We start from the raw sequence: 25088 nt of genomic DNA, 5'->3' as shown, positions 1-25088 counted from the left end.
TGTTGCTTAGGTTCACCTGACTCTTGTACCTCTACCGGAGGTTCGCCCGCACCAGCAGGTAGACGAGGAAGGGCCCCCCGATCGCGGCGGTGACCACGCCGACCGGGAGCGAGACCGGCAGCGCCGTGCGCGCCACGAGGTCCGAGCCGATCAGCAGCAGCGCGCCCACCAGGCCCGAAGCCGCCATCGGCGGTGTGGGGCAACGCGCCAGACGCATCGCCACCTGGGGCGCCACCAGCGCGACGAAGGGAACCGGGCCCGCCGCGCTCACCGCCACACCAGCCAGCAGCACGGCGCACAGCAGCAGGACGGCCCGCACCCGCGCGTACCGGACGCCCAGCCCGGCGGCGACCTCGTCGCCGAAGTGCATCGGCTTGAACTGGAAGGCGACGCACGACACGACGGCCAGGAGGACGAGCCCGCACCACAGGGCGGTACGGACCTCGTCCCACGCGCGGTCCTCCAGCGAGCCGACCAGCCACGCCTGGGCCCGGGCCACGTCCCTGATGTCGGCCGTGACGAGCAGCCAGGTCGTGATCGCCTCCATCACGGCGCTCACACAGATGCCGATGAGGATGAGCCGGAAGCCGTCGACCCCGCGCCGCCACGCCAGGAAGTACACCAGCAGGCCCGTGCCGAGCCCGCCCGCGAGCGCGGCCGCCGACAGGCCCACGGAGTCGGTGATCGCCGTGGCGGCCCCGCCCGAGACCGTCACCAGGAAGACCGCGACCGTGCCAGCGCCCGAGGTGATGCCGAGTACGTCCGGGCTGGCCAGGGGATTGCGCGCGATGGACTGCGTGATCGCCCCGGACACCCCGAGCGCGACGCCCACGACGAGCCCGGCCAGGGCGCGCGGCATCCGCAGGTCCATGATGATGAACTCGTCGACCCGCTCGCCCCGTCCGAAGAGGGTGGCGATCACCCGCGTCAGCCCCACGGGGAAGTCGCCGACGGCGATGGACCCGCAGAACACCAGGAAGGTCGCCGCGGCCAGCAGCAGTGTGACGCACACGATCCAGGGCCGCCAGACGAACGACACCCGGCCCAGCCGCACCCCCGGCGGCAGCGACGGCTTCACATCGGTCGCGTTCATGCGCTCCTGAACTTTCCGCGCCACACGAGCACCGCGAAGAAGGGGGCGCCGAGGAGCGCCACGAGGACACCGGCGTCCAACTCGCCCGGCCGCACCACCAGTCGGCCGGCGATGTCGCAGAGCAGCAGGATCACCGCCCCGAGCAGACCGGCGTACGGCACCAGCCAGCGGTAGTCGGGCCCGGTGAGGTACCGGGCGACGTGGGCCACCATCAGGCCGAGGAAGGCGACGGGCCCGCACGCCGCCGTCGCCGCGCCCGCCAGCAGGGTGATGGCGGTGATGCCGACGCTCCGGCTGAGCGCGATGTTCACGCCCAGGCCCCGGGCCACGTCGTCCCCCAGGTTGAGCAGGTTGAGGGAGGGCAGCGTGCTCAGGGCGAGCACGAGTCCGACGCCGACGAACGCGGTCACCGGGCGGATGACGTCGAATCCGACTCCGGCGAGGGAGCCGGCGTTCCAGAACCGCAGGGCGTTCAGCGCCGCCTGGTCCGACAGTGCGACGGCGGTGGTCATCGCGGCGAGGAACACGGTGACGCCCTGCCCGGCCAGGGCGAGGGTCAGCGGATTGCCGGCCCCTCGCCCGATGCTGGCGAGTCCGAACACCACGACACCGGCCGCGGCCGCCCCGGCGAAGGCGAACCACACGTACTGGAACGGGTCGCCGAGGCCGAACACGGCGATGGCCACCACCACCGCGAACGAGGCTCCCGAATTCACGCCCAGCAGGCCGGTGTCGGCGATCGGATTGCGGGTGAACCCCTGGATGAGTGCCCCGCCGACGCCGAGCGCCAGACCCGCCACGATCCCGAGGACCGTACGGGGCACGCGGACGGTCTCGACGATGAGTCTGATCTCCGTGAGCCGCCGGTCGGCGTCCGGGGTGCCGGTCAGCGCGTGCCATACCTCGGCGGGGCTCAGGGCGCGGGCGCCCACGGCCAGCGACAGGACCGCGGTGATCGCGAGGACCGCCAGAAGGATGCCCAGACCCGCCACCCGTCGCCGACGGGTCTGCGTGGAGCCCCTGGGCGTGGGGCGCTCCACTGCGGCAGTCGTGCCCATGTCGACGTACGTTATCCCTTGCGCTGTCGGCGAGTTGAGGAAGGTGCCCCCGCTAACGGGCCGCACTGCCCGTGCCGTCGGCGAGGGTCCGCGTCCGGTCCGTGGCGGACCCGGCCCCGCGGCCGAGGAGCGAGTCGAGGATCTCGCCCACCCTGATGGCGGTGTTGGAGAGCAGGGACGAGGTGATGCCGTGCGTGTGCTCGGTACCGCCCTGGAGGTAGATGCCGCAGCGCAGGGCGGGGTCGGTCGCGATGCGCCAGTCGCGTTCGACACGGACCCGGCCCTCGTCGTCGCGCAGGCAGCGGTCGGCGACCTCGCCGAGCAGGCCGGTGGGGTCGGCGGGGCTGTAGCCGGTGGCCAGGACCACGACGTCCGCGTCCAGGTCGGTGTCCTCGCCGGTGACGAGGGAGGTCACGGTGACCCGGACGCCGGACGGGGCCTCCTTGACGCCGGTGAGCCGGGAGACGTTGAGGAACCGCAGGCGCTCGGTGCCGAGGACCTTCTCCTGGTACGACTGCCGGTAGAGGTCGTCGATCAGGTCGATGTCCACCACGGAGTAGTTGGTGTTGCCGTGGTAGTCCATCAGCCGGCGCTTGACGTCCTCGGGCGCGGCGAAGTATTCGTCGACCGCCTGCGGGTCGAAGATCCGGTTGGCGAAGCTGCTGTCGTCGGCGGGGCTGTAGCCGTAGCGGGAGAAGACCGCGCAGACCTCGGCCCCGGGGAAGCGGCGGTGCAGGTAGGCGACGTTCTCGGCGGCGCTCTGACCGGCGCCCACGACGACGAACCGGGAGGGCGAGGTGCCCTCCAACTCGTCGACTCTGGCGAGCAGTTCAGAGTTGTGCCAGACGCGTTCACCGCGCTCCACACCCTCCGGCATCAGGGGGCGCAGGCCGGTGCCGACGACGAGGTTGCGGGCCCGGTGGACTTCGAGGCCGCCGCCCGAGCGGACGGTCACCTCCAGGTGGTCCACGACGCCGTCCCGGGTGACGGGCGCGACGCCGACCACCTCGCGGCCGTAGGAGACCATGTCGTCGACCTGCGCCGCGGCCCACTCGAAGTAGTCGTGGAACTCCACGCGCAGCGGGAACAGGTTCTTGTGGTTGATGAAGTCGATCAGCCGGCCCTTGCTCTGCAGGTAGCACAGGAAGCTGTAGGGACTGGCCGGGTTCCGCAGCGTCACCAGGTCCTTGAGGAAGGAGACCTGCATGGTGGCGTCGTCGATGAGCATGCCGCGGTGCCAGCCGAAGCGGGGCTGCTGCTCGAAGAAGTGAGCGGTGACCGCCTCCTGCCCGCCGGCGCGGGTGTTGTGCTCGCGGAGCGCGATGGCCATGGCCACATTGGACGGCCCGAAGCCGATACCGATCAGATCGTGGACCGGTGCTGTGTCACCGGGGAGAACCTGCGACATGTCACTCCCATCGTGCGGGGCAGCCGCGTATCAGGTGTGGAGGGAAGGAGAGTCGGGCATGCCCAACAGAGCGACACGCCAAGGAACTTAGGTGAGCCTAAGCTAAACCGGTGATGGTGTCGACAGGGCAAAACGGACTCCCGTCGCGGGGGAAATGCTCAACTCGCCGATCTCGCACACCCGTTGCGTACTAAGGTAAGCCTTGCTTTACTTGTCTCGGCCAACACCTTGCTCTGAGGAGGAACCCCATGCGGGTCGTCATGTTCGGTTACCAGACCTGGGGGCACCGCACCCTGCGAGCCCTCCTGGAGTCCGAGCACGACGTGGTGCTGGTCGTGACCCACCCCAAGAGCGAGCACGCCTACGAGAAGATCTGGAGCGACTCCGTCGCCGACCTCGCCGAGGAGCACGGCGTCCCGGTGCTGATCCGCAACCGGCCCGACGACGAGGAACTGTTCGAGCGGCTCAAGGCGGCCGACCCGGACATCATCGTGGCCAACAACTGGCGTACGTGGATCCCCCCGCGCATCTTCGGCCTGCCGCGTCACGGCACCCTGAACGTGCACGACTCACTGCTGCCCAAGTACGCCGGGTTCTCCCCCCTGATCTGGGCGCTCATCAACGGCGAGCCCGAAGTGGGCGTCACCGCGCACATGATGAACGACGAGCTCGACGCCGGTGACATCGTCCGGCAGGAAGCGGTGCCGGTCGGACCGCGGGACACCGCGACCGACCTCTTCCACAAGACCGTCGACCTCATCGCGCCGGTCACCATCGGCGCGCTCGGCCTGATCGCCTCCGGGCAGACCGAGTTCACCCGGCAGGACCGCTCCCAGGCCTCCTTCTTCCACAAGCGGGCCGACGAGGACAGCCGCATCGACTGGAACTGGCCGGCCGAGGACCTGGAGCGCCTGGTGCGCGCCCAGTCCGAGCCGTACCCCAGCGCCTACACCTTCCACAAGGGCAAGCGGCTCGACGTCCTGGCCTCGTTCGTGTCCGAGGGCCGCTACGGCGGCACGCCCGGCCGCGTCTTCTACCGCGAGGGCGACGGCGTGGTGATCGTCGCCGGCGCCGACGCCCGCACCGGACGCAACCACGGCCTTGCCATCACCCGCGTACGCACCGAGGACGGCCGGGAGCTCCCCGCCACCGAGTACTTCACCTCCATGGGCGGCTACCTCACCGGCCGGCCCTGACACCCCCTCAGGACCGACGGCCGTAACGGCGTTCGGGCCGGCCGGTGGCGCCGTAGCGCAGGGACACCTCCACGTCGCCCGTGCCGTGGAAGTACTCCAGGTAGCGGCGGGCGCTCACCCGGGACAGTCCGGTCACGGCCGCGCATTCGGTGGCGGACAGAGTGCCGTCGGCCTCCCGCAGGGCCCGTTCGACCAGTGCGGCGGTCTCCACGCTCATGCCCTTGGGCAGGGTGGGGGCCGGCGCGGGGGCGAAGGCGCCGGCCAGGACGCGGTCCACGTCCGCCTGGCCCCGGACCACCGTCGTGAGCAGCCGGCCCCGCTGCGCCGCGTAGCGCTCCAGACGGAGGCGCAGCTCCTCGAACCCGAAGGGTTTGAGGAGGTAGTCGACCACGCCGCGGCGGACGGCCCCGCGTACGGTGCCGGCCTCCTGTGCGGCGCTGATGACCATGACGTCGCAGTCGTGGCCGGCCGTGCGCAGCCGGGGGATGACGTCGAGTCCGAACAGGTCGGGCAGGTACAGGTCGAGCAGGACGAGGTCGGGGCGCAGCTCGTCCACCGCCGCGATGGCCTGACCGCCGGTGTGGGCCACGCCGACGACACGGAACGGCTCGACGCGTGCGACGAACGCGCGGTGCACCCGGGCCACCATGAAGTCGTCGTCGACGACCAGGACGTCGATCGTGCCCGGCTTGCCGCTCGCCGCGGTCATGAGGCCGCTCCTTCCGCCACCGTGCCGGTGAGGCCGTTCGCGGACCAGCGTGGTCAGGGCCGGTCCGATGCCGCACTCGGTGAGCTGCCCGGACCGGGCGCGTCCTTGGGCGGTGCCCGGGCCCCGGCGCAACCGCTCGCCGACGGCCGTGGGGTCGGTGGAGCTGACGATCCGCCCCGCGCCGAGGCCGCCGCGAGGGACCGCTCGTGTGCCGAGTCGCACCATGATGACCTCCACCAGCGCAAACCGAAAGGGAGGCGCCAAGAGGAGGTCAGGAACGCGGGAAGGTCAGGAGGCGTTCGCGCGCGGGCCCACGCCGCTCAGCTTCCGGACGCTCCCGCCGAGCTTCGCGCGGAGCGCCTCCAGCACCCCGGGCTTGGCGCTGACCACCCAGCGCATGCCGACCAGGTACGTGCCCCCGTACACGCGGGCGGATTCCAGCCAGGTCTCCTTGAGCCGCTCCTGCGGGAAGGTGGTGATGAGGTAGTCGCCCTGCCGGGTGTGGCACACGCCCTCGCGCAGCTCGTCCGCCTCGGTGCGGATCTTCACCTCGCAGCCGGTCAGACCGGCGATGACCTCCACCTTGGCCGGCGCGACCACCCCGGCGGCGGGAGCCGCGGACCCGCTCGGCGTCGCCGCCGCCCCACGGCCGTCGTCGCCACCGCAGGCCGTGACGAGGACAAGCACGGCCAGGACCCCGGCCGCCGCGGCGGTGCGGCGCCGGGTGCGGTACGGGGTCCTGGGGGTGGATCGTACGTGCGGTCGCTGCTGGGACACGTCGCCTCTCCGGGTGCGGTCTTTCGGCCTGTCGGCAGGAGTACTCGACGGGAGTACGGACGGGTCCGGGCGGGTGTTCACCGCTCTAGGCGGCCTCCTCCACCTCCGTCGCCCGCGGACCGCCGAACTGGGTGCGGTACAGCTCCGCGTAGCGCCGCCCGGCCGCCAGGAGTTCCTCGTGCGTGCCCCGTTCCACGATCCGGCCGGCCTCGACGACCAGGATCTGGTCGGCCGCTCGGACGGTGGACAGGCGGTGGGCGATCACGACGGCCGTGCGGCCCTCGAGGGCTTCGGCGAGGGCTTCCTGGACGGCGGCCTCGGAGGTGTTGTCGAGGTGGGCGGTCGCCTCGTCGAGGATGACGACGCGCTGGCGGGCCAGCAGCAGCCGGGCGATGGTCATGCGCTGCCGTTCGCCGCCGGAGAGGCGGTAGCCGCGTTCACCGACCACCGTGTCGAGGCCGTCGGGCAGGGACCGTACGAGGTCGTCGAGACGGGCCCGGCGCAGGGCGTCCCACAGTTCGTCCTCCGTGGCCTCGGGGCGGGCGAGCGAGAGGTTGGCGCGGACGGTGTCGTGGAAGAGGTGGCCGTCCTGGGTGACCATGCCCAGGGTCTCCCGCAGGGACGTGGCCGTGAGGTCGCGGACGTCGACGCCTCCGATGCGTACGGCGCCCTCGTCGGTGTCGTACAGGCGCGGCATCAGCTGCGCGATGGTGGACTTGCCCGCGCCGGAGGAGCCGACGAGCGCCACGGTCTGGCCGGGTTCGGCGCGGAAGGACAGGCCGTGCAGGACCTCGTCGCCGCCGCGTCCGTCGAGGGACGCGACCTCCTCCAGGGAGGCCAGGGAGACCTTGTCGGCGGCGGGGTAGCCGAAGCGGACGTCGTCGAACTCGACGGCCACGGGCCCGTCGGGCACCGGGCGCGCGTCCGGCTTCTCCTCGATGAGCGGCCGGAGGTCGAGCACCTCGAAGACCCGCTCGAAACTCACCAGGGCGCTCATCACCTCGACGCGCGCCCCCGCGAGCGCCGTCAGCGGCGCGTAGAGCCGGGTGAGGAGCAGCGCGAGGGAGACGACGGCGCCCGGTTCCAGGGTGCCGCGCAGGGCGAACCAGCCGCCGAGGCCGTAGACCAGGGCCAGGGCGAGGGCGGAGACCAGCGTGAGGGCGGTGATGAAGGCGGCCTGGGCGGTGGCCGTGCGGATCCCGATGTCCGCGACCCGGCGGGCCCGTTCGGCGAACTCCCGCGACTCCTCCTCCGGCCGGCCGAAGAGCTTGACCAGGGTGGCGCCGGGGGCGGAGAAGCGCTCGGTCATACGGGTGCCCATCGCCGCGTTCAGGGTCGCCGCCTCCCGCTGCATCCGGGCCATCCGGCTGCCCATGCGCCGGGCCGGGAGCACGAACACCGGCAGCAGCACCAGCGCGAGCAGGGTGATCTGCCAGGACAGCGTGAGCATCACCGCCAGGGTGAGCAGCAGGGTGACGAGGTTGCTGACCACGCCGGAGAGGGTGTTGCTGAAGGCGCGCTGGGCGCCGATGACGTCGTTGTTGAGCCGGGAGACGAGGGCGCCCGTACGAGTGCGTGTGAAGAACGCGACCGGCATGCGCTGCACATGGTCGAAGACGGCGGTCCGCAGATCGAGGATGAGGTGTTCCCCGAGTGTCGCCGACAGTCTCCGGCCGAGGATGCCCAGCGCCGCCTCCGCCACCGCGATCAGTGCGATGAGCAGGGCCAGGCGTACGACCCTGTCCTCGTCGCCGCCCGAGACGATCGTGTCCACGACCCACCCGGCCAGGACGGGCGTCGCCACGGCGAGCAGGGCGCTGCCCACGCCGAGCAGGACGAAGAGGGCGATGCGGCGCCGGTGCGGGCGGGCGAACGCGCCGATGCGCCGCAGGGTCGCCCGGGCGAAGGGGCGGCGCTCTTGTTCGGCGTTGATGACGCTGTGCAGCTGTGTCCACGCTGTGGTCTCCATGCTCATGGGAGAGACCGTAGAACCTCAAGCAATGTTGAGGTCAAGGAGATGGCACTTTCACCCCGACATCCCGCACAATCGGCCCGATCCCCCTCTTCCCCGTCCCTTCGCGCAAAGGCCCCGATGACGCTCCCCACACAGCCGCTCCCGGCGCGCAATCCCCAGTCCCCGCTTCCGCAACCCGCAGTTGGCACGGCCTGGACAGCCTCTTCCGATGTGACAGCGGTCCAACTCCCCGAACTCCGCCCGGGACGACTCCCCCGTCGCGTCCCGGTCCGCCGCCTGCGGCAGATCCTGTGTCTGCTCCCGCTCCTGCTGGTCACCGTGGTCGCGGTGCGGCACCGGTCCGTGCTGGCCGAGGGCTTCGCGCACCTGCGCACCGCCGAGTGGCCCTGGCTCGTGGCCGCCGCCGGGGCGACCTGTCTGACCTGGGTCGCCGCCTCCTGCACCCGGCAGGGCGCGGTCGTCGAGCGGCTGCCCCGACGGCGGCTGCTGGCCACGCAGTTCGCGGCGGGCGCGGCCAACCATCTGCTGCCGACCGGGCTGGGCGCGAGCGCGGTCAACCTGCGGTTCATGACGGTGTGCGGGCTGCCGCTCGCCCGCTCCTCGGCCGCCCTCGGTCTGTACCTGCTCGCCGAGAGCGTCGGCCGGGTGGTGCTGCTGGGTGCCCTGCTGATCGCGTTCCCCGACGCGCTGCGCCTCGACGCGCTGGTGCCGGAGACGGCGTACGGCCCGCTGCTGGCCGGGGTCACGGCGGTGCTCGTGATAGCGGCGGCCGTGCTCGTGCTCGTCCGGAGGCTGCGCTCGGCCCTGGTGTCGTTTCTGCGGACGGCGCTAGGCGAGGCGCGTTCGGTGCACACCCGTCCGGCCCGGGCCCTGGCGCTGTGGGGCGGGTCCTTCGCCTTCCCAGCGCTTCAGGCGTCCGTACTGGTGCTGGTGGGACGGGCGCTGGGACTGGACGTTCCGGTGGCCCACATGGCGGTGGCCTACCTGGCGGCCACGGTCGCCGTCGCCCTGGTACCCACCCCGGGCGGGATCGGTTCGGTGGAGGCGGCGCTGGTCATGGCCCTGGTGGCGGCGGGCGGCCCGGCCGCGGTGGCCACCGCAGTGGTCCTGGCCTTCCGGGTCATCACCGTCTGGCTGCCCCTGGTGCCGGGCGCCCTGACGCTGGCGGCGCTGGTCCGACTGAAGGTGATCTGACGGCGGAGAGGGGCTGAACGAAGCTGTTCGACTGGCCTATGGCGGCCTGCAAGGGACGTCGAGCCGCTGCCCCGAATACAAAGAAGAAGTTTTGCATATCAGCCGATGCGATGGGGTTGATGGCTTCCGCTGCCAAGCTTTAGCTTGGCATGCATGGATGATGAGACATCTGAGCCGACCGCGGAAGACCTGGCGCTGGCCGAGTCGTTGCGCTGGGCGGTGTCGCGGCTCGCTTCCCGGCTGCGCGCCGAACAGCCGGGCGCCGGCCGGCCATTGACCCGGTTGGCCGCCTCAGTGCTCGGAAATCTTCGGCACAGCGGTCCACTGACCCCCTCGGAACTGGCCGCCATCGAAGGCCTGCAGACCCAGTCGCTGACCCGGGTACTCAACGAACTGGAAGAGCAGGGCCGCATTCGCCGTTCGCGCAGCGAGGTGGATGCCCGTCGCCAGAACATCCAGATCACCGAAGCAGGCCGGGAAGCCTTGCGCGAGCATGTGCGGGACGGCAACGCCTGGTTGGCCTCGGCGCTGCGGCAGACACTGTCCCCGGCCGAGCGCGGCGTGCTCCGGATCGCCGCCGGGCTGCTCGAACAAGTAGTAGAGGCCAAAGGGACCGCGGAGGGACGCAGCGGGCCGGCGAGGACGCCCGCGCCGGCAGAAGGAGCGGCTCCCGCGTTATGACTGCTCATTCCACCGGAAAGTCATCGCACCGTCTCCCCGGTCCGCACGCCACCGGCCTCCAACGGGCCCGGATGCTGCCGGTGTTGGCGGGGCTGAGTGCCGCCAGCCCGCTGGCCACGGACATGTACGTGCCGGCGCTTCCCGATCTGGCACGCTCCTTAGGTACCAACGCCTCGGCCGCGCAGGGGTCGCTGACCGGCTTTCTCGTGGGCATCATCGTTGGGCAACTCGTTCTGGGGCCCCTCAGCGATGCGGTCGGCCGCCGCCCTGTGCTCGTCTGGGGCTCCCTGCTGTTCGCCGCCTTCTCCGCCGCATGCGCCCTGGCGCCCACGGTGCAGGTGCTGAACGCCGCACGGGTGGGGCAAGGCATCGCGGGAGCAGCCGGGATCGTCGTCTCCCGAGCGGTCGTCGCCGACCTCTTCGACGACCGGGAACTCCCCGTCGTCTTCGCCCGGCTGGGAGCAATCACCGCCGCGGCTCCGGTCCTGGCCCCGCTGATCGGCGGCGCCCTGCTCCTGGCGGTCTCCTGGCGCCATGTCTTCGCCGTCCTCGCCCTCGTCGGCCTGCTCCTGGCCTTGGGTGTGCTGCGTTGGGTTCCGGAATCCCACCCACCCCACGCGCGCCTCACCGGCGGACTGGCCGCCAGTCTGCGCGCCATCGGGAAAGTCGCCGCACAACGCGCGGTGCTCACACCGGTACTGGCGCTCGCCTTCGGCGGGGCAGCCGTCTTCGCCTACATCGCCGGGACCACCTTCGTCTTCCAAGACATCTACGGGCTCTCCGCAGCCCTCTCCAGCCTCATCTACGGTGCCAACGCCGTCGGCAACATGATGGACAGTCTGGCCTATGGCTCTCTGGCCAAGCGCCGGTCGCCTGAGACCCTCCTCATCAGCAGCGGCATCCTGGCGACAGCTGGGCCGGCAGCACTGCTCGTCGTCCAGACGACCGTGGGCAACACCATGGCCTTGACCTGGTTGGGCCTGCTCATCTCCATTACCGCGTTCGGGGTCTTCTTCCCCGCCGTGATCACCATTGCGCAAAGCCGGGGACGCGCGGCCCCCGGGGCCACCTCCGCCCTCCTGGGCGGGAGCCAGTTCCTGTTCGGTGCGGCCGTCTCACCCTTGGTCGGGTTGTTCGGCGCGCACAGCCCCGCCCCTATGGCGGCAGTCATGGCCACATGTCTCACTCTGGCCACCCTTGCCGCCGTCGCGACCAGGTTGGGAGGAACCTGCCTCCGCCTCTGTTCGATTCATGGTTCGGGGCGGCGCCGCTTGAGGCGGCCGCGATGGGCTGTCAGTCCTTTCTGTCAGCATGCTGCCGTGACAGACACACATGACCAGCGTCCCGACGAAGCCACTCTCGACTTCCTGCGCTCCGTGTTCCCGCCGGAATGGCGCGAGCCGGCGCTCGGGCATCAAGCCGTCGCGGAGTGGGAGCAGGAGAACGGGGTGGTCCTGCCGGAGCCGTACAGAACCTTCATCGCGGAGGTGAGCAACGGGTCGAGCCGGGGCCCCGCAGGCGATGGCGGTCTTCAGCCGCTCGGTCGGCTGCCCGGCACGTGGCCCGACCTCGGCCCCCGGCAGCCTGGGGAACCGTTCCCCCTGGAGGCGGCCTGGGGCTGGGAGGACGATGAGAGTGTCGACCCCGAGGACCCGCGGATCGATGCCGTGTTCAACAAGGGGTCCATTGTTCTCGGGTCCGAGGACGGGCAGTCGTTCTGGCTTCTGCTGACCACCGGCCCCCGCCGCGGCGAGGTGTGGATGGTCGCCGACGTCGGCGCCGTCCCAGCGCACGGCGACCAGGCATGGGGCTTCGAGGACTGGGTGCGACGTTGGCACACCGGCGACGACTGGTGGGACTGACCGCTTCGTCCCGCACGGTCGCAGGTTGCGGACTGTTCGAATCTTCGGTGCCTCCCGAAGTGGGGTTCGAGCGATGTCGCGGTCGTGGCGCTTCGCCACCCCTAATGCCCGGCGGTACGTGTGGTGAGGTCCTCGTCCGTGATGGCGCGGACCACCCGGCAAGGGGTTCCGACCGCGACCGTCATCGGGGGAATGCTGCGGCTGACGACGCTGCCGGCGCCGATGACCGACCCGTAGCCGATACGAACGCCGGGCAGGACCACCACGTTGCTGCCGATCCACACCTTGTCCTCGATCACGATCGGTTCCGAGAACCGTCCGAAGTCGGCACGTCGTTCGGGATGCACCGGGTGTCCCGTCGTGGTCAGCGTCACGCTCGGCGCGATCATGACGCCGTTGCCTATGCGTATGTCCACGTCGTCGACGAACGTGAGGTTCACGTTCCCGAAGAAGTCGTCGCCGATGTGGACGTTGCTGCCGAACCCGGCATGGAACGGCGGCAGCAGCACCGTGCGTTCACCGACCGAGCCGAAGATCGCGGCGAGCAGCGATCGACGCTTCTGCGTCTCGCCCGGTGGCGTGTGGTTGTACTCGAAGATCTGCTCGGTGCGGCGCCGCGGGTTCTGGAAGGCCGCTTCCGACTCGGTGTAGACAAGTCCTTTGGCGATCCGGGCCAGGACTTCTTCCTCCTGAGCATGTCCCACAGCGGAAAGCTCCCTTCGTCCGAACCGCCGGACCCAGCACCGGCGCGGTCGCGGTCGACCCCGCGCAATCCGAGCCTACGTGCGCCGCGAAAAGAGGGTGATTCCTTTCGGACTGCGGATGGTGGTCCGGCCGGGGGTCGTCGCAGAGGACGACGGTGAGTCCCGTCCAGGGCGCCGTTACTCCGGTGGAGGCGGCCGCCCGCTTCGTCTCCGGCGTGGGACGCAGCGGGTGGGGTCGCCGACCTGTGAGCGAGCCGGTCGTGACGGTGTGTCATGTGCAGCAACTCACCCTGCGCCGGCCCCCGTCTCCGGTACGGACCCCCGTGCGGGATGCGGCAGGATGAACGATCGTGCCGACCGCGGGTCAGGGTGGTCGGACACGCTACGGACATCCCGGAAACGAGCAGGTGACGACGTGACGAGACTTCACATCCGGCCGCCGGTAGCGGCGTCCGCCGCCCTCGACCGTCCCGGAGGTGACCGGTGAACCGGGCACTCACCGTGGACGATCTGCTGTTCGCCGGCATCGCCCTCGGCTCGGGTCTGCTGGCGGCGTTCGCGCTGCGCATCCTGCTGCGCTGGCTGGGCGGGCACGCCGACCGCACCCGCTGGACCGGCGACGACGTCATCGTGCACGCGCTGCGGGCCGTGGTGCCCTGGGCCGCGGTCGTCGGCGGCGTCGCGGGCGCGGCGGCGGTGCTGCCGCTGACGCGGGCGGTGCAGCACACCACCAACCAGGTCCTCACCGTGCTGCTCATCTTCGTCGCGACGGTGTCGGCGGCGCGGGTGATCACCGGGCTGGTGCGCACGGTCACGCAGTCCCGCTCCGGGGTCGCCGGGTCGGCCACGATCTTCGTCAACATCACCCGGATCCTGGTCCTGGCGATCGGCTTCCTGGTGGTGCTCCAGACCCTGGGCATCTCCATAGCGCCGATGCTCACCGCCCTGGGTGTCGGCGGTCTCGCGGTCGCGCTGGCGTTGCAGGACACCCTCGCCAACCTCTTCGCGGGCATCCACATCCTCGCCTCCAAGACCGTCCAGCCCGGTGACTACATCCGGCTCAGCAGCGGCGAGGAGGGCTACGTCGAGGACATCAACTGGCGGCAGACCACGATCCGCAACCTGTCGAACAACCTCGTCGTGATCCCCAACGGCCAGCTCGCCAAGGCGAACATGACCAACTTCATGCGCCCGGAGGAGCAGCTGACGGTCCTGGTCCAGGTCGGGGTGGCCTACGACAGCGATCTGGAGCACGTGGAGCGGGTGACCAACGAGGTCATAGCCGAGACGATGACCGAGGTCGAGGGCGCCGTGGCGGACCACGAGCCGATCATCCGGTTCCACACCTTCGGCGACTCCCGCATCGGCTTCACCGTCATCCTGGGCGTCGGCGAGTTCAGCGACCAGTACCGGATCAAGCACGAGTTCATCAAGCGCCTGCACAAGCGCTACCGCCTGGAGGGCATCCGCATCCCCGCCCCGGCCCGGACCGTGGCGCTCCAGCAGGGCGCGGTGGTCATCCCGCAGCAGCGCACCGGCGCGATCGAGCCGGGCGAAGTGGCCTCCGCCCGGCTCGACTAGCACCTCACCGCCTCACGGCGTCACCGCTCACCGCGTCACAGCGTCGCGGAGTTGTCGTGGTGCCCGCTGTCCCTCCGGCCGCGCGGAGCCGTGAGGGACGGCGCGACGGGCGTCACGGTCCAGTCGGGGTGGCCCGGCATACGCGGCGTCTTCGTGCCGTACAGCCAGTCCCGCAGGAATCCGGTGAGGTCCTGTCCTGAGACCTCCGAGGCGACGGCGATGTAGTCCTCCGTGGAGGCGGAGGAGTCGCGGTAGCGCTCGAGGAAGGCGCGCTCGACGGCGTTGAAGGCCGCCTCGCCGATCTGCTGGCGCAGTGCGTACAGGACGAGGACGCCGCCCAGGTAGCGCTGGCTGTCGAACAGATTGGCCGCGGTGGGCGCGGCGACCGGCCCGGAGGTGCGACGCCACTGGTCGCCCATGGCGTAGGTGTCCTTCATCCGGGCTTCCATGGTGGTCAGGCCCTTGGAGTCGGCCCAGCCGCGCTCGTAGCGGTACAGCAGCCCGTAGAAGTCGGCGTGGCCCTCGTTCAGCCACAGATCGGCCCAGGTGGCGGGGCTGACGCTGTTGCCGAAGTAGGAGTGGACCAGCTCGTGCATCATGTGCGAGCCGATCTTGCTCTCCTCCTGGAGGAGGTAGTTCGGCTTGTAGAGCGTGAGGGTCTGCGTCTCCAGGCCGGTGAAGTCGAAGGCGTCGGAGGCGTCGTTGTTGCAGGGCAGCAGGCCGTACGTCTCGAAGGGGTACGCGCCGAGCCGCTGCTCGACCCAGGCGATGAGGGCCGGGGTGAGCGACAGGGCCGGTTCCAGGGCGGCGGCCCGGGCCACGGGGACGACGTCGCGCAGCGGCAGGCCGTGCGGACCCTGCCGGTCCTTGATCACGTAGTCGCCAACGGTGATCTGCACCACCTCGGTGGCGATCGGCGAGCGCGAACGGTAGGTGTACGCGGTGCGGTCACCGGAAAGCTGTTCGGTGCGCTCCAGCATGCCGCTCGCGACGCCCCGCAGTCCGGCGGGCACGGTGATGCGGAAGGTGAAGTCGGCCTTGTCGGAGGGGTGGTCGTTGCAGGGGAAGACGGTGTGCGCCAGGTTCGGCTGGCAGCACACCGCGAATCCGTCCGGAGTGGCCACCCAGCCGCCGGCGGGCGGCGGGGTCCGGCGCGGGTCGGCGCCGTAGGCCACGCGCACGGTGACCCGGGCCTTCGCCGGGAGCCGGCAGGCGGGGGTGATCCGCAGCTTCTCGGCCACCTGCTCGAAGGCGGCCGCGCGGCCGTCGACGCTCACCGATCGAATGTCCAGGCCGAGCGCGTCCAGGGAGAAGCGGCTCAGGGCCTGGGTGGTGCGCAGGGTCAGGGTCGCGGTGGCCTCGACGAGCTTGGTCGTGGCGTCGTACGCGAAGTCGAGGTGGTAGGCCCCGACGCGGTAGCCGCCGTTGCCCAGGTCGGGGTAGACGGAGTCACCGAGGGTCTCGGGGCCCGGGGTGCCGCCTGTCCTGGTGGCCGCCTGGGCCGGTACCCCCGTGGTCAGTGCCGCCGCCGTGCCGAGAAGGGCGACCGCCGGGGCCGTCACTCTGGTGCGATATCTCATGGTCAGCTTTCGCTCGTACGGCCGGGTGGTCAGGTCCGGCCGTGGCTTGAAGTGAGTGATCTCTCTGCAGGACTCGGGAACGGCCCGATCGGTTGCACGAAACTGGGCGCGGACCCCTGTCGAGACGAGGTCGATCACGAGATATCTTGATGTCGAGCAATGTTGCAGACGTGGAGCGGAGCACCCGGTGACTGACTCGACCATCATCTATACGCACACTGACGAGGCCCCCGCCCTGGCGACGTATTCCTTCCTGCCGGTGGTCCGGGCGTACGCGTCGCAGGCGGGTGTCCCCGTGGAGACCCGCGACATCTCGCTGGCCGGACGCATCATCGCCGTGTTCCCGGAGTACCTGACCGAGGACCAGCGCATCCCGGACGCCCTCGCCGAGCTCGGTGAGCTGGCCAAGACGCCCGCCGCCAACATCATCAAGCTGCCGAACATCTCGGCGTCCATCCCCCAGCTCAAGGCCGCCGTCGCCGAGCTGCAGGGCCAGGGCTACGCGCTGCCGGACTACCCGGACGACCCGAAGACCGACGAGGAGCGCGAGATCCGCGCCCGCTACGACAAGATCAAGGGTTCCGCCGTGAACCCGGTCCTGCGTGAGGGCAACTCCGACCGGCGCGCCCCCGCCTCGGTCAAGAACTACGCCAAGTCGCACCCGCACCGCATGGGCGCCTGGACCCCCGAGTCCAAGACGAATGTGGCGACCATGGGGCAGAACGACTTCCGCTCCACCGAGAAGTCCGTCGTGATCGCCGAGGACGGCGCGCTGCGCATCGAGCTGGTCGGCGACGACGGCACCACCACCGTGCTGCGCGAGTCCGTACCGGTCACCGCCGGCGAGGTCGTCGACGCCTCCGTGATGCGCGTCGCCGCGCTGCGCGAGTTCCTGACCGCGCAGGTCGCCGAGGCGAAGGCCCAGGGCGTGCTGTTCTCCGTGCACCTGAAGGCCACGATGATGAAGGTCTCCGACCCGATCGTCTTCGGCCACGTGGTGCGCGCCTTCTTCCCGAAGACGTTCGCGCAGTACGGCGACAAGCTCGCCGCGGCCGGCCTCACCCCGAACGACGGTCTGGGCGGCATCTACAAGGGCCTGGAGGCCCTGCCGGAGGGCGCCGAGATCAAGGCCTCCTTCGACGCCGAGCTCGCCGAGGGCCCGGAGCTGGCCATGGTCGACTCCGACAAGGGCATCACGAACCTGCACGTCCCCTCGGACGTCATCGTCGACGCCTCCATGCCGGCCATGATCCGCACCTCCGGCCACATGTGGGGCCCCGACGGCCAGGAGCACGACACCCTCGCGGTGCTGCCGGACTCCTCCTACGCGGGTGTCTACCAGGCCGTGATCGACGACTGCCGGGCCAACGGCGCCTACGACCCGTCCACCATGGGCTCGGTGCCGAACGTCGGTCTGATGGCGCAGAAGGCCGAGGAGTACGGCAGCCACGACAAGACCTTCGAGATCGCCACCACGGGCACGGTCCGCCTGGTCGACGGCAACGGCACCGCGCTCATCGAGCAGAGCGTCTCGGCCGGTGACATCTTCCGCGCCTGCCAGACCAAGGACGCGCCGATCAGGGACTGGGTGAAGCTGGCCGTCACCCGCGCCCGCGCCACCGGCGACCCGGCCGTGTTCTGGCTGGACGAGACCCGCGCGCACGACGCCAACCTGATCGCCAAGGTCAACACCTACCTCGCCGAGCACGACACCGAGGGCCTGGACATCCGGATCCTCAACCCGGTCGAGGCGACGAAGCTGTCGGTGGAGCGCATCCGCCGCGGCGAGAACACGATCTCGGTGACCGGCAACGTGCTGCGCGACTACCTCACCGACCTGTTCCCGATCCTGGAGCTGGGCACCAGCGCCAAGATGCTGTCGGTCGTCCCGCTGATGGCGGGCGGCGGCCTGTTCGAGACGGGCGCGGGCGGCTCGGCTCCCAAGCACGTGCAGCAGCTGGTCAAGGAGAACTACCTGCGCTGGGACTCGCTCGGTGAGTTCTTCGCCCTGGTTCCCTCCTTCGAGCAGTTCGCGAAGGTCACGGGCAACGCCCGCGCGCAGGTCCTGGCCGACACCCTGGACCGCGCCACGGCGACCTTCCTCAACGAGGACAAGTCCCCGACCCGTCGCGTCGGCGGCATCGACAACCGCGGCAGCCACTTCTACCTGTCCCTGTACTGGGCCCAGGAGCTGGCGCGCCAGACCGAGGACGCCGACCTGGCGAAGGCCTTCGCCCCGCTGGCCGAGACGCTCGCGGCGAACGAGCAGAAGATCGTCGACGAGCTGATCTCCGCCCAGGGCAAGCCCGTCGACATCGGCGGCTACTACCAGCCCGACCCGGCCAAGGCCGCGGAGGCCATGCGCCCGTCCACCACGTGGAACGAGGCCCTGGCGTCCCTGAGCTGACGCTCCGGGCCACATCGGCCCCCCGACTCCGCCCCGGCCGGCACCGCGCCCGGCCGGGGCGGAGTCATGTGCGCCCCCGGGCCCTCGACACTGCCCCGGGCCTCGCCACTCCCCCGGCCCCTCGACGCTGCCCCGCCCTCACCGCTCCCGGGGGCCTTTCACCACTCCCGTGTGGCGATCAGCTCCTCCACGTCCGCGTCCGGGAAGCCGTACGCCCGCGCGAGGAAGGCGAAGTCCGCGGCTATCTCCTCCCGGGCCACCGTCTCGATCTCGCTGCCGGCCGCATGGAACGCGGCTTCCAGGTCGTTGAACTCCTCCGTGGCCGCCCGCGTCAGCGCGTACAGCGTGCCGAGGCCGGTGGGCCGCTCCGACTCGATGCGCTCGCACAGGGCGAGCAGGATCGCGCGTCCGCGGTCCACCACGTGATCGGGGTAGTACGGGTCCTCGTACAGACCTCGGAGAAACGGGTGGGTGCTCACCTGCTCGTTGCTGATCGGCATGACGTCCTCGGTCTCGGCGGTCCGGCGATGTGACACCTGATCGTGCCGCACCCCACTGACAACGTCCCCGGAGCCGCCTCATGACCGACGCCCCTTCCTCCTTCGCGCTGCTGCCCGGGGACGCGCGGTCGCCCATGATCCTCCATGTGCCGCACTCCGCCCGGGAGATACCGCACGCCGTGCGGGCTGCAAGATCCTGCTGGATCTGCTCGTCGAGCCCGGCGACAGTGAGGAGAACCCGATTCCGGTCGCGATCGAGACCTCCTGCGGCTTGCTCGTGGCGGTCCTGAGGACCGGCAAGCGTCGAATCCTCGCGATCAACCCGATGGCCACCGCCCGCTACCGCGACCGGCACTCCGTCCTGCGCAAGAAGTCCGACCCAGGCGACGCCCTGATTCTGGCGAACATCCTGCGCACCGACATGCACGCCCACCGCACGCTGCCCCATGACAGCCACTCGGGCGGGCCATCGCAGTTCTCGCCCACGCTCAGCAAGATTTCACTCTGAGACCGGCAGCAGCTGTCCAACCAGCTCCGCTCACTACTACGGGAGTACTACCAGCCGCGCTGACGGCCTTCGAGCCCTGGCGCAACGGCCTGTGTCGGCCGGAGGCCCGGGAACTGCTGAAGGCGGCTCCGACCCCTACGCGTGCTGCGCGGCTGCCCCGCACCCCGCTGGAGGCCGCGCTCAAGCGGGCCGGCCGCAAGCAGGGCGTCGCGGCCGAGGCCGAGCGACTTCGTGACGTCTTCCGTGACGACTGCGCCCACCAGCCACCTCTGGTCGAGGACGCGTTGGGCAAGCAGATGAGTGCCCTTCTGGTCCATCTGGAGGCCGCCTGCACCGCCACCGACGATCTCGCCGAGATGGTCCAAGAGGCTTTCCCCAGCACCTGGACTCCGAAGTGATCTTGAGCTTTCCTGGTCTCGGCGTTCAGCTCGGCACCCGGATGCTCGCCGAGATCGGAGACGACAAGTCCTGCTTCGCCGACGCCCGCGGTCTGAAGGCCTACGCCGGTGCCTGGCCCATCACCAGGGCCTCCGGCAAGAAGTCCGGTATCACCAGGCGTTGGGGTGAGAACGACCGGCTCAACCAGGCCGGCTGTCTCTGGGCCTTCGCCTCCATCACCGCGTCACCCGGCGCCAAGACCCACTACAGCCGAAGAACTACCGGTACTCGACCAACCACCGGGTCGTGATCGATGCCGACACACGGCTCGTCGTCGCTGTCGGCCGGCCGCTGCCCGGCAACCGCAATGACTGCACGGCGTGGGAGCTGTCCGGCGCCAAGGATGCCGTCGGGAAGACCACTGTCTGCCGCCTGAAGGGCGACTGCGTCCATCACGCCATGCTCGGCATCGCCCGCCTGCACAACCTCACCCTCGCCGGGCAACGGAGGAACAAGCAGGTCAACGAGCATGTCGTAGATCATTTACGGGACAGCCCTCAAACGCTGTTTCTGTTGGTGGCCGGACCTTCAGCCCGTTAGTCATTTAAGCCGAACAGGCGTGGTCCAAGCTGAGCGGCGAAACAAATCACATTTTTCCCTCGCCCACCCTCCACTTGGGGCAATGGTGGGCGCGGATGCCTTCGTATGCGGACCCGTCTCCAGCAGCATGAACAGGTGAAGCAGACGGGTGGTGGGTACGAACCCGCTGAAACGTTCGACGAGATCCAGGCCAGCGTCGGGAAGCGCCTGGACGACGTCGCCAAAATCCTCGCCGGTGCCCTGGTCACGGTGGCCGGAATCATGACCGCGCTCGGGCTGACGAGCGATCTCGTCTTCGTGGCACTCAACAACGAGTCCTGGCCCATCTATGTGGCCTCACTCTGCGCCATCCTGGCGATCGTCTGCAGCATCGTGGCACTGCTCATCCACCCGACCAAGAGGGGCAATCTGTGGGAGACCGTCGTACTGGCGATCGGAGTGGTTCTCTACATGGTCGCCCTGAGCGTGGCGGTCGTCGGCGCGGCCAAGGCAGCTGGCGGGAACGGCCGACCGACGATTAGCAACGTCGAACTCGATGGACCGAGGTCGAGCCTCAGGCTTAAATTCGACGTACGGGCAGACGGCGTTGATACATGGGCGAGTGTCGGCGTCTATGTCGTCGCCGTGGATGCTGACGGGGAATCACTCAATACCCGAGACCAAGAGCCCTACACCAGCAGCCTGAGGCCCGACGGCAAGGGCAGGATCGAACAGCACGTAAGCATCCCGATCTCCGCAGCACGAGACGCCTGGGGACTCGAAATCAACGCGATCAACGCCAGCGGTACCGACGAATGTGAGGCCCGGGCGGCGCATGGATCCGCGTGTACGACAATCCAGCTTCCTTGATCACGTTCTTTTTAGACGTCGGCCAGTGGGCGGTATCCGATGAGGGCTGCAGCTATGCCGGCGAAGGCGAGGAAGTGCTCGGCTTTGCGTTCGTAGCGGCGGTGCAGGCGTCGGCATCCGGCCATCCAGGACACGGTCCGTTCGACGACCCAGCGGGGCGGCCCAGACCCTGCGAGGACCCAATGCCCTTGCGGGCGATGCGGTGCCGGATCCCTCGACTGCGGAGCCATCGCCGCAGGTGGTCGTAGTCGTAACCCTGGTCCGCATGGAGCTTGGCCAACACCGTTGGGTCGTCGAGAGAACGGTCTCCTGGCTGGGCGGATGTCGAAGGCTGCACCGCCGTTACGAGCGAAAGGCCGAGCACTTCCTGGCCTTCGTCGGCATAGCCGCCTCCCTCATCAGCTACCACCGACTCACCAACTGAAACGGTGTCTCAAGGTCTGAGAGCACGCGGTGAGCTGACTTGTTCAGCCGCCCCGGCTCGGACACACGGCTTCGGAACACACCGGCGCTTCCGGCAGCGACCGCATCTGTCGTCAGAGCCTGCAGTGATGCAGCCCGGGGGAAGGGCGAGGCCACCGCCAGGGCCAGATGCCAGCGGCCTGCGCGCAGATACGCCCACTGCTGCCGCAGAGTGGTGAGGAAGGACTGCATCAGCTCGACCGATGAGGAGTCGCTGATAGCGAGCCGGGGACGGCGGCGCACGGCGATCGACAGGTGGTGCACAGCGCCATCGCCCGCTCGCAGCCAGGCTGAGGGCATCCCTCAACTGGCGCTCGGCGGCCAGCCGGTCAACACGGACTGGGTCCGGATCTCGCCCACGCCATGACCGCCCTCGGCGTCGCGCTCCATGAAGAGGTGACGCTCGACCTCCTGGTGGACGACCTGTCACACCGGGCGCAGACGTCGACACCTCCGTGCCGGGCTCCGGGAGCCACCTGGGAGCCGACTTCAGAGCGGCCAAGCCCTGACTGTGCACACCACTGCTGCGCTGCTGGCCTTCGGTGCTGACCCGGAGCTGGCAGATCCAGATGGTCACACGCCCATGAACATGGCCATTCACTACGGCCACGACCTAGCGGTAAAGCTGTTGCAGGCCCACATCAGCAGGAGAGCCGCCGGTAGCAGATGAGGGTGCAGGCGATGCTGGTGAAGGCGAGGAAATGCTCGGCTTTGCGCTCGTAGCGGCGGTGGAGTCGGCGGCATCCGGCGAGCCAGGACATCGTGCGTTCGATGGTCCAACGGTGGCGGCCGAGACGGGCCGAGGGCTCGATGCCCTTGCGGGCGATGCGATGCCGGATGCCGTGCCCGCGTAACCATCGCCGCAGGTGGTCGTAGTCGTACCCCTTGTCGGCGTGGAGCTTTCCCGGTCTGCGCCGCCGGCGTCCGCGCCGGGAGCGAATCGGCGGTATCCCCTTCACTAGCGGGACCAGCGCCTGGCTGTCGTGCAGGTTCGCCCCCGAGATTCCGACGGACAGGGGCAGACCGGCCCGCTCGGTGATCAGGTGGATCTTCGAGCCGTACTTGCCCCGGTCGACAGGATTCGGACCTGTCAGGTCCCCCTTTTCAGGGCTCGCATGTTCACCGAGTCGATCGCACAGCGGGACCAGTCCAGCTCGCCGCGGGCGCCAAGTTCGTCGAGGACCAGGCGGTGGAGCTTGGCCCACACCCTTGCCTTCGTCCACTCAGCAAAGCGCCGGTGTGCCGTCGCTCCCGACGGCCCGAACGACGCGGACGGCAACTGCTGCCACGTGCAGCCCGACGTGGCCACGAACACGATCGCAGCCAGCACCTCCCGGTCACCGTGCCGACGCCGACCGCCTCCCTGGGGCCGCGACGGAGCCTCCGGGACCACACGCTGGAACAGCTCCCACAACTCATCCTGCACCAGCCGCTCCACGATCGAAAGCACGACCGACAGCCTACTGACCCAAATGAGATGACGTCTTAGTACTCCAGCAGGGCTTTGCTGTCTGATCTGCGGGTTTCGCTGGGCGGCTGGAGTATTAGTCCGCACCTAGCACGGAGCGAACGAACTCGGAACCGTAAACCCGGCGCCGCCGGTAACCAGGATGCGGATCGTGGGCAGCTTCTAGCTCCACGATATGTGACCGAATCGGCCATCAAGTCATACGCTGTCGCCATGCGAGGCATTCTGTTGGCCGGTGGCACTGGTTCCCGATTGTGGCCGCTTACTCGATCGGTATCCAAGCAACTGCTGCCGGTCTTCGACAAACCGATGATTTACTATCCTATTTCCACCTTGGTCATGGCCGGCATCAGCGAAATCCTGATCGTCACCACGCCCGACGACCAGCCCCAGTTCGACCGTCTGCTCGGCGACGGCAGCCAATGGGGCCTCCGCCTTGAATATGCGGTGCAGGCACGTCCGGAGGGCATCGCGCAGGCTCTCGTGCTCGGTGCGAATTTCATCGGGGACGAGTCTGTCGCCCTGATTCTGGGCGACAACATCTTCCACGGCAGCGGTCTCGGCACCAGGCTCGCCCAGCACTGCGACATGAAGGGCGGCAGGGTGTTCGCCTACCCCGTCGCCGACCCGTCGGCGTACGGGGTGGTGGAGTTCGACGAGCTGGGGCAGGTGCTGAGCATCGAGGAGAAGCCGGCCCGTCCGAGATCCAGGTACGCGGTTCCCGGACTGTACTTCTACGACAACCGGGCGGTGGAGATCGCCCAGGGCCTACGCCCCAGCCCCCGTGGGGAGTTGGAGATCACCGAGGTCAACCGGGCCTATCTGGACATCGGTGAGCTCTACGTCACCCCGCTCGACCGGGGCACGGCCTGGCTGGACACCGGGACCTTCGCCTCGATGGTCCAGGCCTCGGAGTTCGTCCGGGTGATCGAGGAGCGGCAGGGCCTCAAGGTCGGCTGCGTCGAAGAGACGGTCTGGCGGTCCGGGCTCATCGGCGACTCCCAACTGCGCCTGCTGGCAGAGCCGCTGATCCACAGCGGGTACGGCCAGTACCTTCTCGGGCTGCTTGAGGAGGGTGAGCGGTGCAAATCTGCGAGTTGACGATCGCCGGCGCCTTCGAGATCGTCCCGCATACAGGCCCCTAGGCCAATTGCATGAAACGCAGTGACATTCGTGTCAACTGTCGGCGTGGAATTGGGACCCTGCCGACTGATGTCGGCACGCTGCGCAACGGCATGGGCGCTCCGGGGCCGTCTCTGACGTGCCGATGTGGCATGCCCATGCGACTCGTACCCCACTTCTACGTATCAGTTTTCAGTACTGTAGGAAGGTTCCATTGTGAAGCGCCAGTCTCTTCGCAGATCGTGGGTCCGGGCCGCCACTACGCTCTCGGCGGCGGGGACTCTTGGCTTGCTTGTCAATCTCGGTTCGTCGACGACCGCTCCAGCCAATGCGGCAGTTATGTCCGTCGATTATTCCATCGGCGTGCCAGGCCCGAACGGTGCTGTGAGTGCCACTTCCGAGCCCCGCCCACCGCGGCCGGCCAAGGACGGTCACCCACCAAGCGGGCACCATGGCAAGCCACAGAAGCACCCCCGCCCACCAGGCACCGGCCCCCAGGGCCCCCGTGGCCCCCAGGGCAGTCAGGGGTTCCAGGGCACGCAGGGATTCCAAGGCACGCAGGGCACGCAAGGGTTCCAAGGCACGCAGGGATTCCAGGGCACACAGGGGTTCCAGGGCACACAGGGCACGCAAGGGTTCCAAGGCACGCAGGGATTCCAAGGCACACAGGGGTTCCAGGGCACCGGGTCCCAGGGTTCCCAGGGCAGTCAGGGCACGCAGGGCACGCAGGGATTCCAAGGCACGCAGGGATTCCAGGGCACACAGGGGTTCCAGGGCACACAGGGCACGCAAGGGTTCCAAGGCACGCAGGGATTCCAGGGCACACAGGGCAGCCAGGGCACCGGGTCCCAGGGTTCCCAGGGCAGTCAGGGCCCCCAGGGCACTCAGGGTTCTCAGGGCACCGGCTCCCAGGGCAGCCAGGGCGGGGCGGGCCCGCAGGGCACTCAGGGCAACCAGGGTGGTACGGGAGCTCAGG

General features: G+C 69.5%; 18 protein-coding genes and 6 pseudogenes. 13 read left to right on the top strand and 11 right to left on the bottom strand.

The features are described 5' to 3' along the window. Positions 1 to 31: 31 nt before the first annotated feature. From AC0665_RS11815 to AC0665_RS11805, 3 genes are read right to left on the bottom strand one after another with little or no spacing between them, the layout of a single operon-like run. A complete protein-coding gene (locus tag AC0665_RS11815) occupies positions 32 to 1093 on the bottom strand; it encodes a FecCD family ABC transporter permease (protein ID WP_478605856.1) in 1062 nt (353 codons plus the stop codon). Further along, positions 1090 to 2151: a FecCD family ABC transporter permease gene (locus tag AC0665_RS11810; RefSeq protein WP_478605858.1), complete on the bottom strand. Its 1062-nt coding sequence runs from the start codon at positions 2149 to 2151 to the stop codon at positions 1090 to 1092. Before AC0665_RS11810 ends, AC0665_RS11815 begins: the two co-directional genes overlap by 4 nt. 52 nt (positions 2152 to 2203) lie before the next feature. Then, complete coding sequence (locus AC0665_RS11805) at positions 2204 to 3559, bottom strand: lysine N(6)-hydroxylase/L-ornithine N(5)-oxygenase family protein (RefSeq protein ID WP_468632639.1); 1356 nt, start codon at positions 3557 to 3559, stop codon at positions 2204 to 2206. Between the two features lie 248 nt (positions 3560 to 3807). Here AC0665_RS11805 and AC0665_RS11800 point away from each other — a divergent pair, with 248 nt between their 5' ends. Next, positions 3808 to 4755 carry a methionyl-tRNA formyltransferase gene (locus AC0665_RS11800; RefSeq protein ID WP_468404207.1) on the top strand — a complete coding sequence of 316 codons (948 nt, stop codon included), beginning with the start codon at positions 3808 to 3810 and terminating at the stop codon, positions 4753 to 4755. 7 nt (positions 4756 to 4762) lie between these two features. Here AC0665_RS11800 and AC0665_RS11795 read toward each other — a convergent pair whose 3' ends face one another. From AC0665_RS11795 to AC0665_RS11785, 3 genes are all read right to left on the bottom strand, one after another. Then, positions 4763 to 5464, bottom strand: a complete 702-nt coding sequence (locus AC0665_RS11795) for a response regulator (RefSeq protein WP_478705037.1) — start codon at positions 5462 to 5464, stop codon at positions 4763 to 4765. Between the two features lie 288 nt (positions 5465 to 5752). Next, a complete protein-coding gene (locus tag AC0665_RS11790) occupies positions 5753 to 6241 on the bottom strand; it encodes a hypothetical protein (RefSeq protein ID WP_478704908.1) in 489 nt (162 codons plus the stop codon). 85 nt (positions 6242 to 6326) lie between these two features. Next, positions 6327 to 8210, bottom strand: coding sequence for an ABC transporter ATP-binding protein (locus AC0665_RS11785; RefSeq protein ID WP_478606261.1), 1884 nt, complete (start codon positions 8208 to 8210; stop codon positions 6327 to 6329). Positions 8211 to 8426: 216 nt separating this feature from the next. On the opposite strand from AC0665_RS11785, the gene AC0665_RS11780 reads away from it, so the two are divergent. The 3 genes from AC0665_RS11780 to AC0665_RS11770 all read left to right on the top strand — a co-directional run bounded on the left by AC0665_RS11780 (position 8427) and on the right by AC0665_RS11770 (position 11953). Then, positions 8427 to 9410, top strand: a complete 984-nt coding sequence (locus AC0665_RS11780) for a lysylphosphatidylglycerol synthase transmembrane domain-containing protein (RefSeq protein WP_468632634.1) — start codon at positions 8427 to 8429, stop codon at positions 9408 to 9410. Positions 9411 to 9563: 153 nt separating this feature from the next. Beyond that, a complete protein-coding gene (locus AC0665_RS11775) occupies positions 9564 to 10091 on the top strand; it encodes a MarR family winged helix-turn-helix transcriptional regulator (protein WP_478605866.1) in 528 nt (175 codons plus the stop codon). Continuing rightward, positions 10088 to 11953, top strand: coding sequence for a Bcr/CflA family efflux MFS transporter (locus AC0665_RS11770; protein ID WP_478704907.1), 1866 nt, complete (start codon positions 10088 to 10090; stop codon positions 11951 to 11953). Before AC0665_RS11775 ends, AC0665_RS11770 begins: the two co-directional genes overlap by 4 nt. A 101-nt stretch (positions 11954 to 12054) precedes the next feature. Here AC0665_RS11770 and AC0665_RS11765 read toward each other — a convergent pair whose 3' ends face one another. Beyond that, complete coding sequence (locus AC0665_RS11765) at positions 12055 to 12657, bottom strand: sugar O-acetyltransferase (RefSeq protein ID WP_478704906.1); 603 nt, start codon at positions 12655 to 12657, stop codon at positions 12055 to 12057. A gap of 483 nt (positions 12658 to 13140) precedes the next feature. Here AC0665_RS11765 and AC0665_RS11760 point away from each other — a divergent pair, with 483 nt between their 5' ends. Further along, positions 13141 to 14238 (top strand): mechanosensitive ion channel family protein, encoded by a 1098-nt coding sequence (locus tag AC0665_RS11760; protein WP_363116689.1) that lies wholly within the window; start codon positions 13141 to 13143, stop codon positions 14236 to 14238. A 35-nt stretch (positions 14239 to 14273) separates the two neighbouring features. Here AC0665_RS11760 and AC0665_RS11755 read toward each other — a convergent pair whose 3' ends face one another. Beyond that, positions 14274 to 15818 carry a M1 family metallopeptidase gene (locus AC0665_RS11755; RefSeq protein ID WP_478704905.1) on the bottom strand — a complete coding sequence of 515 codons (1545 nt, stop codon included), beginning with the start codon at positions 15816 to 15818 and terminating at the stop codon, positions 14274 to 14276. Positions 15819 to 16005: 187 nt separating this feature from the next. Here AC0665_RS11755 and AC0665_RS11750 point away from each other — a divergent pair, with 187 nt between their 5' ends. After that, positions 16006 to 18225: an NADP-dependent isocitrate dehydrogenase gene (locus AC0665_RS11750; protein ID WP_468404191.1), complete on the top strand. Its 2220-nt coding sequence runs from the start codon at positions 16006 to 16008 to the stop codon at positions 18223 to 18225. Between the two features lie 158 nt (positions 18226 to 18383). Here the strand turns inward: AC0665_RS11750 and AC0665_RS11745 are convergent, their stop codons facing one another. Continuing rightward, positions 18384 to 18725 (bottom strand): DUF5713 family protein, encoded by a 342-nt coding sequence (locus tag AC0665_RS11745; protein ID WP_478605876.1) that lies wholly within the window; start codon positions 18723 to 18725, stop codon positions 18384 to 18386. 80 nt (positions 18726 to 18805) lie between these two features. Here AC0665_RS11745 and AC0665_RS11740 point away from each other — a divergent pair. The 4 genes and pseudogenes from AC0665_RS11740 to AC0665_RS11725 form a co-directional block, all read left to right on the top strand. Beyond that, a pseudogene (locus AC0665_RS11740) lies at positions 18806 to 18913 on the top strand (N-formylglutamate amidohydrolase); the annotation flags it as partial. Then, positions 18907 to 19888, top strand: a pseudogene (locus AC0665_RS11735) (IS110 family transposase); the annotation flags it as partial. The pseudogenes AC0665_RS11740 and AC0665_RS11735, both read left to right, overlap by 7 nt. Beyond that, positions 19885 to 20211: pseudogene (locus tag AC0665_RS11730) on the top strand (hypothetical protein); the annotation flags it as partial. The pseudogenes AC0665_RS11735 and AC0665_RS11730, both read left to right, overlap by 4 nt. A gap of 135 nt (positions 20212 to 20346) precedes the next feature. Then, positions 20347 to 21060 (top strand): hypothetical protein, encoded by a 714-nt coding sequence (locus AC0665_RS11725; protein ID WP_478606291.1) that lies wholly within the window; start codon positions 20347 to 20349, stop codon positions 21058 to 21060. An 11-nt stretch (positions 21061 to 21071) separates the two neighbouring features. Here the strand turns inward: AC0665_RS11725 and AC0665_RS11720 are convergent. Next, positions 21072 to 21337: pseudogene (locus AC0665_RS11720) on the bottom strand (transposase); the annotation flags it as partial. Here AC0665_RS11720 and AC0665_RS11715 point away from each other — a divergent pair. Then, positions 21332 to 21484 (top strand): annotated as a pseudogene (locus AC0665_RS11715) (transposase); the annotation flags it as partial. The pseudogenes AC0665_RS11720 and AC0665_RS11715 sit on opposite strands and share 6 nt — an antisense overlap. Before the next feature lie 525 nt (positions 21485 to 22009). Next, a pseudogene (locus AC0665_RS11710) lies at positions 22010 to 22192 on the top strand (ankyrin repeat domain-containing protein); the annotation flags it as partial. Here AC0665_RS11710 and AC0665_RS11705 read toward each other — a convergent pair. Further along, positions 22164 to 22963 (bottom strand): IS5 family transposase gene (locus tag AC0665_RS11705; RefSeq protein ID WP_478705036.1). Its coding sequence is split into 2 segments (ribosomal slippage): positions 22164 to 22624 and positions 22624 to 22963, totalling 801 coding nucleotides; the frame shifts between segments, so codons are not numbered across the junction. The pseudogene AC0665_RS11710 and the gene AC0665_RS11705 overlap by 29 nt on opposite strands. A 240-nt stretch (positions 22964 to 23203) precedes the next feature. On the opposite strand from AC0665_RS11705, the gene rfbA reads away from it, so the two are divergent. After that, positions 23204 to 24091 carry a glucose-1-phosphate thymidylyltransferase RfbA gene (gene rfbA / locus AC0665_RS11700; protein WP_478704904.1) on the top strand — a complete coding sequence of 296 codons (888 nt, stop codon included), beginning with the start codon at positions 23204 to 23206 and terminating at the stop codon, positions 24089 to 24091. Positions 24092 to 25088: the final 997 nt, after the last annotated feature.

The organism is Streptomyces sp. NPDC043685 (assembly GCF_056436585.1).
This window is presented reverse-complemented; position numbering and strand designations above follow the sequence as displayed.

Coding starts and splice junctions, on each gene's coding strand:
- AC0665_RS11795 (WP_478705037.1), bottom strand. CDS start 5,464: ATGACCGCGGCGAGCGGCAAGCCGGGCACGATCGACGTCCTGGTCGTC.
- AC0665_RS11810 (WP_478605858.1), bottom strand. CDS start 2,151: ATGGGCACGACTGCCGCAGTGGAGCGCCCCACGCCCAGGGGCTCCACG.
- AC0665_RS11785 (WP_478606261.1), bottom strand. CDS start 8,210: ATGGAGACCACAGCGTGGACACAGCTGCACAGCGTCATCAACGCCGAA.
- AC0665_RS11755 (WP_478704905.1), bottom strand. CDS start 15,818: ATGAGATATCGCACCAGAGTGACGGCCCCGGCGGTCGCCCTTCTCGGC.
- AC0665_RS11745 (WP_478605876.1), bottom strand. CDS start 18,725: ATGCCGATCAGCAACGAGCAGGTGAGCACCCACCCGTTTCTCCGAGGT.
- rfbA (WP_478704904.1), top strand. CDS start 23,204: ATGCGAGGCATTCTGTTGGCCGGTGGCACTGGTTCCCGATTGTGGCCG.
- AC0665_RS11770 (WP_478704907.1), top strand. CDS start 10,088: ATGACTGCTCATTCCACCGGAAAGTCATCGCACCGTCTCCCCGGTCCG.
- AC0665_RS11800 (WP_468404207.1), top strand. CDS start 3,808: ATGCGGGTCGTCATGTTCGGTTACCAGACCTGGGGGCACCGCACCCTG.
- AC0665_RS11815 (WP_478605856.1), bottom strand. CDS start 1,093: ATGAACGCGACCGATGTGAAGCCGTCGCTGCCGCCGGGGGTGCGGCTG.
- AC0665_RS11775 (WP_478605866.1), top strand. CDS start 9,564: ATGGATGATGAGACATCTGAGCCGACCGCGGAAGACCTGGCGCTGGCC.
- AC0665_RS11805 (WP_468632639.1), bottom strand. CDS start 3,559: ATGTCGCAGGTTCTCCCCGGTGACACAGCACCGGTCCACGATCTGATC.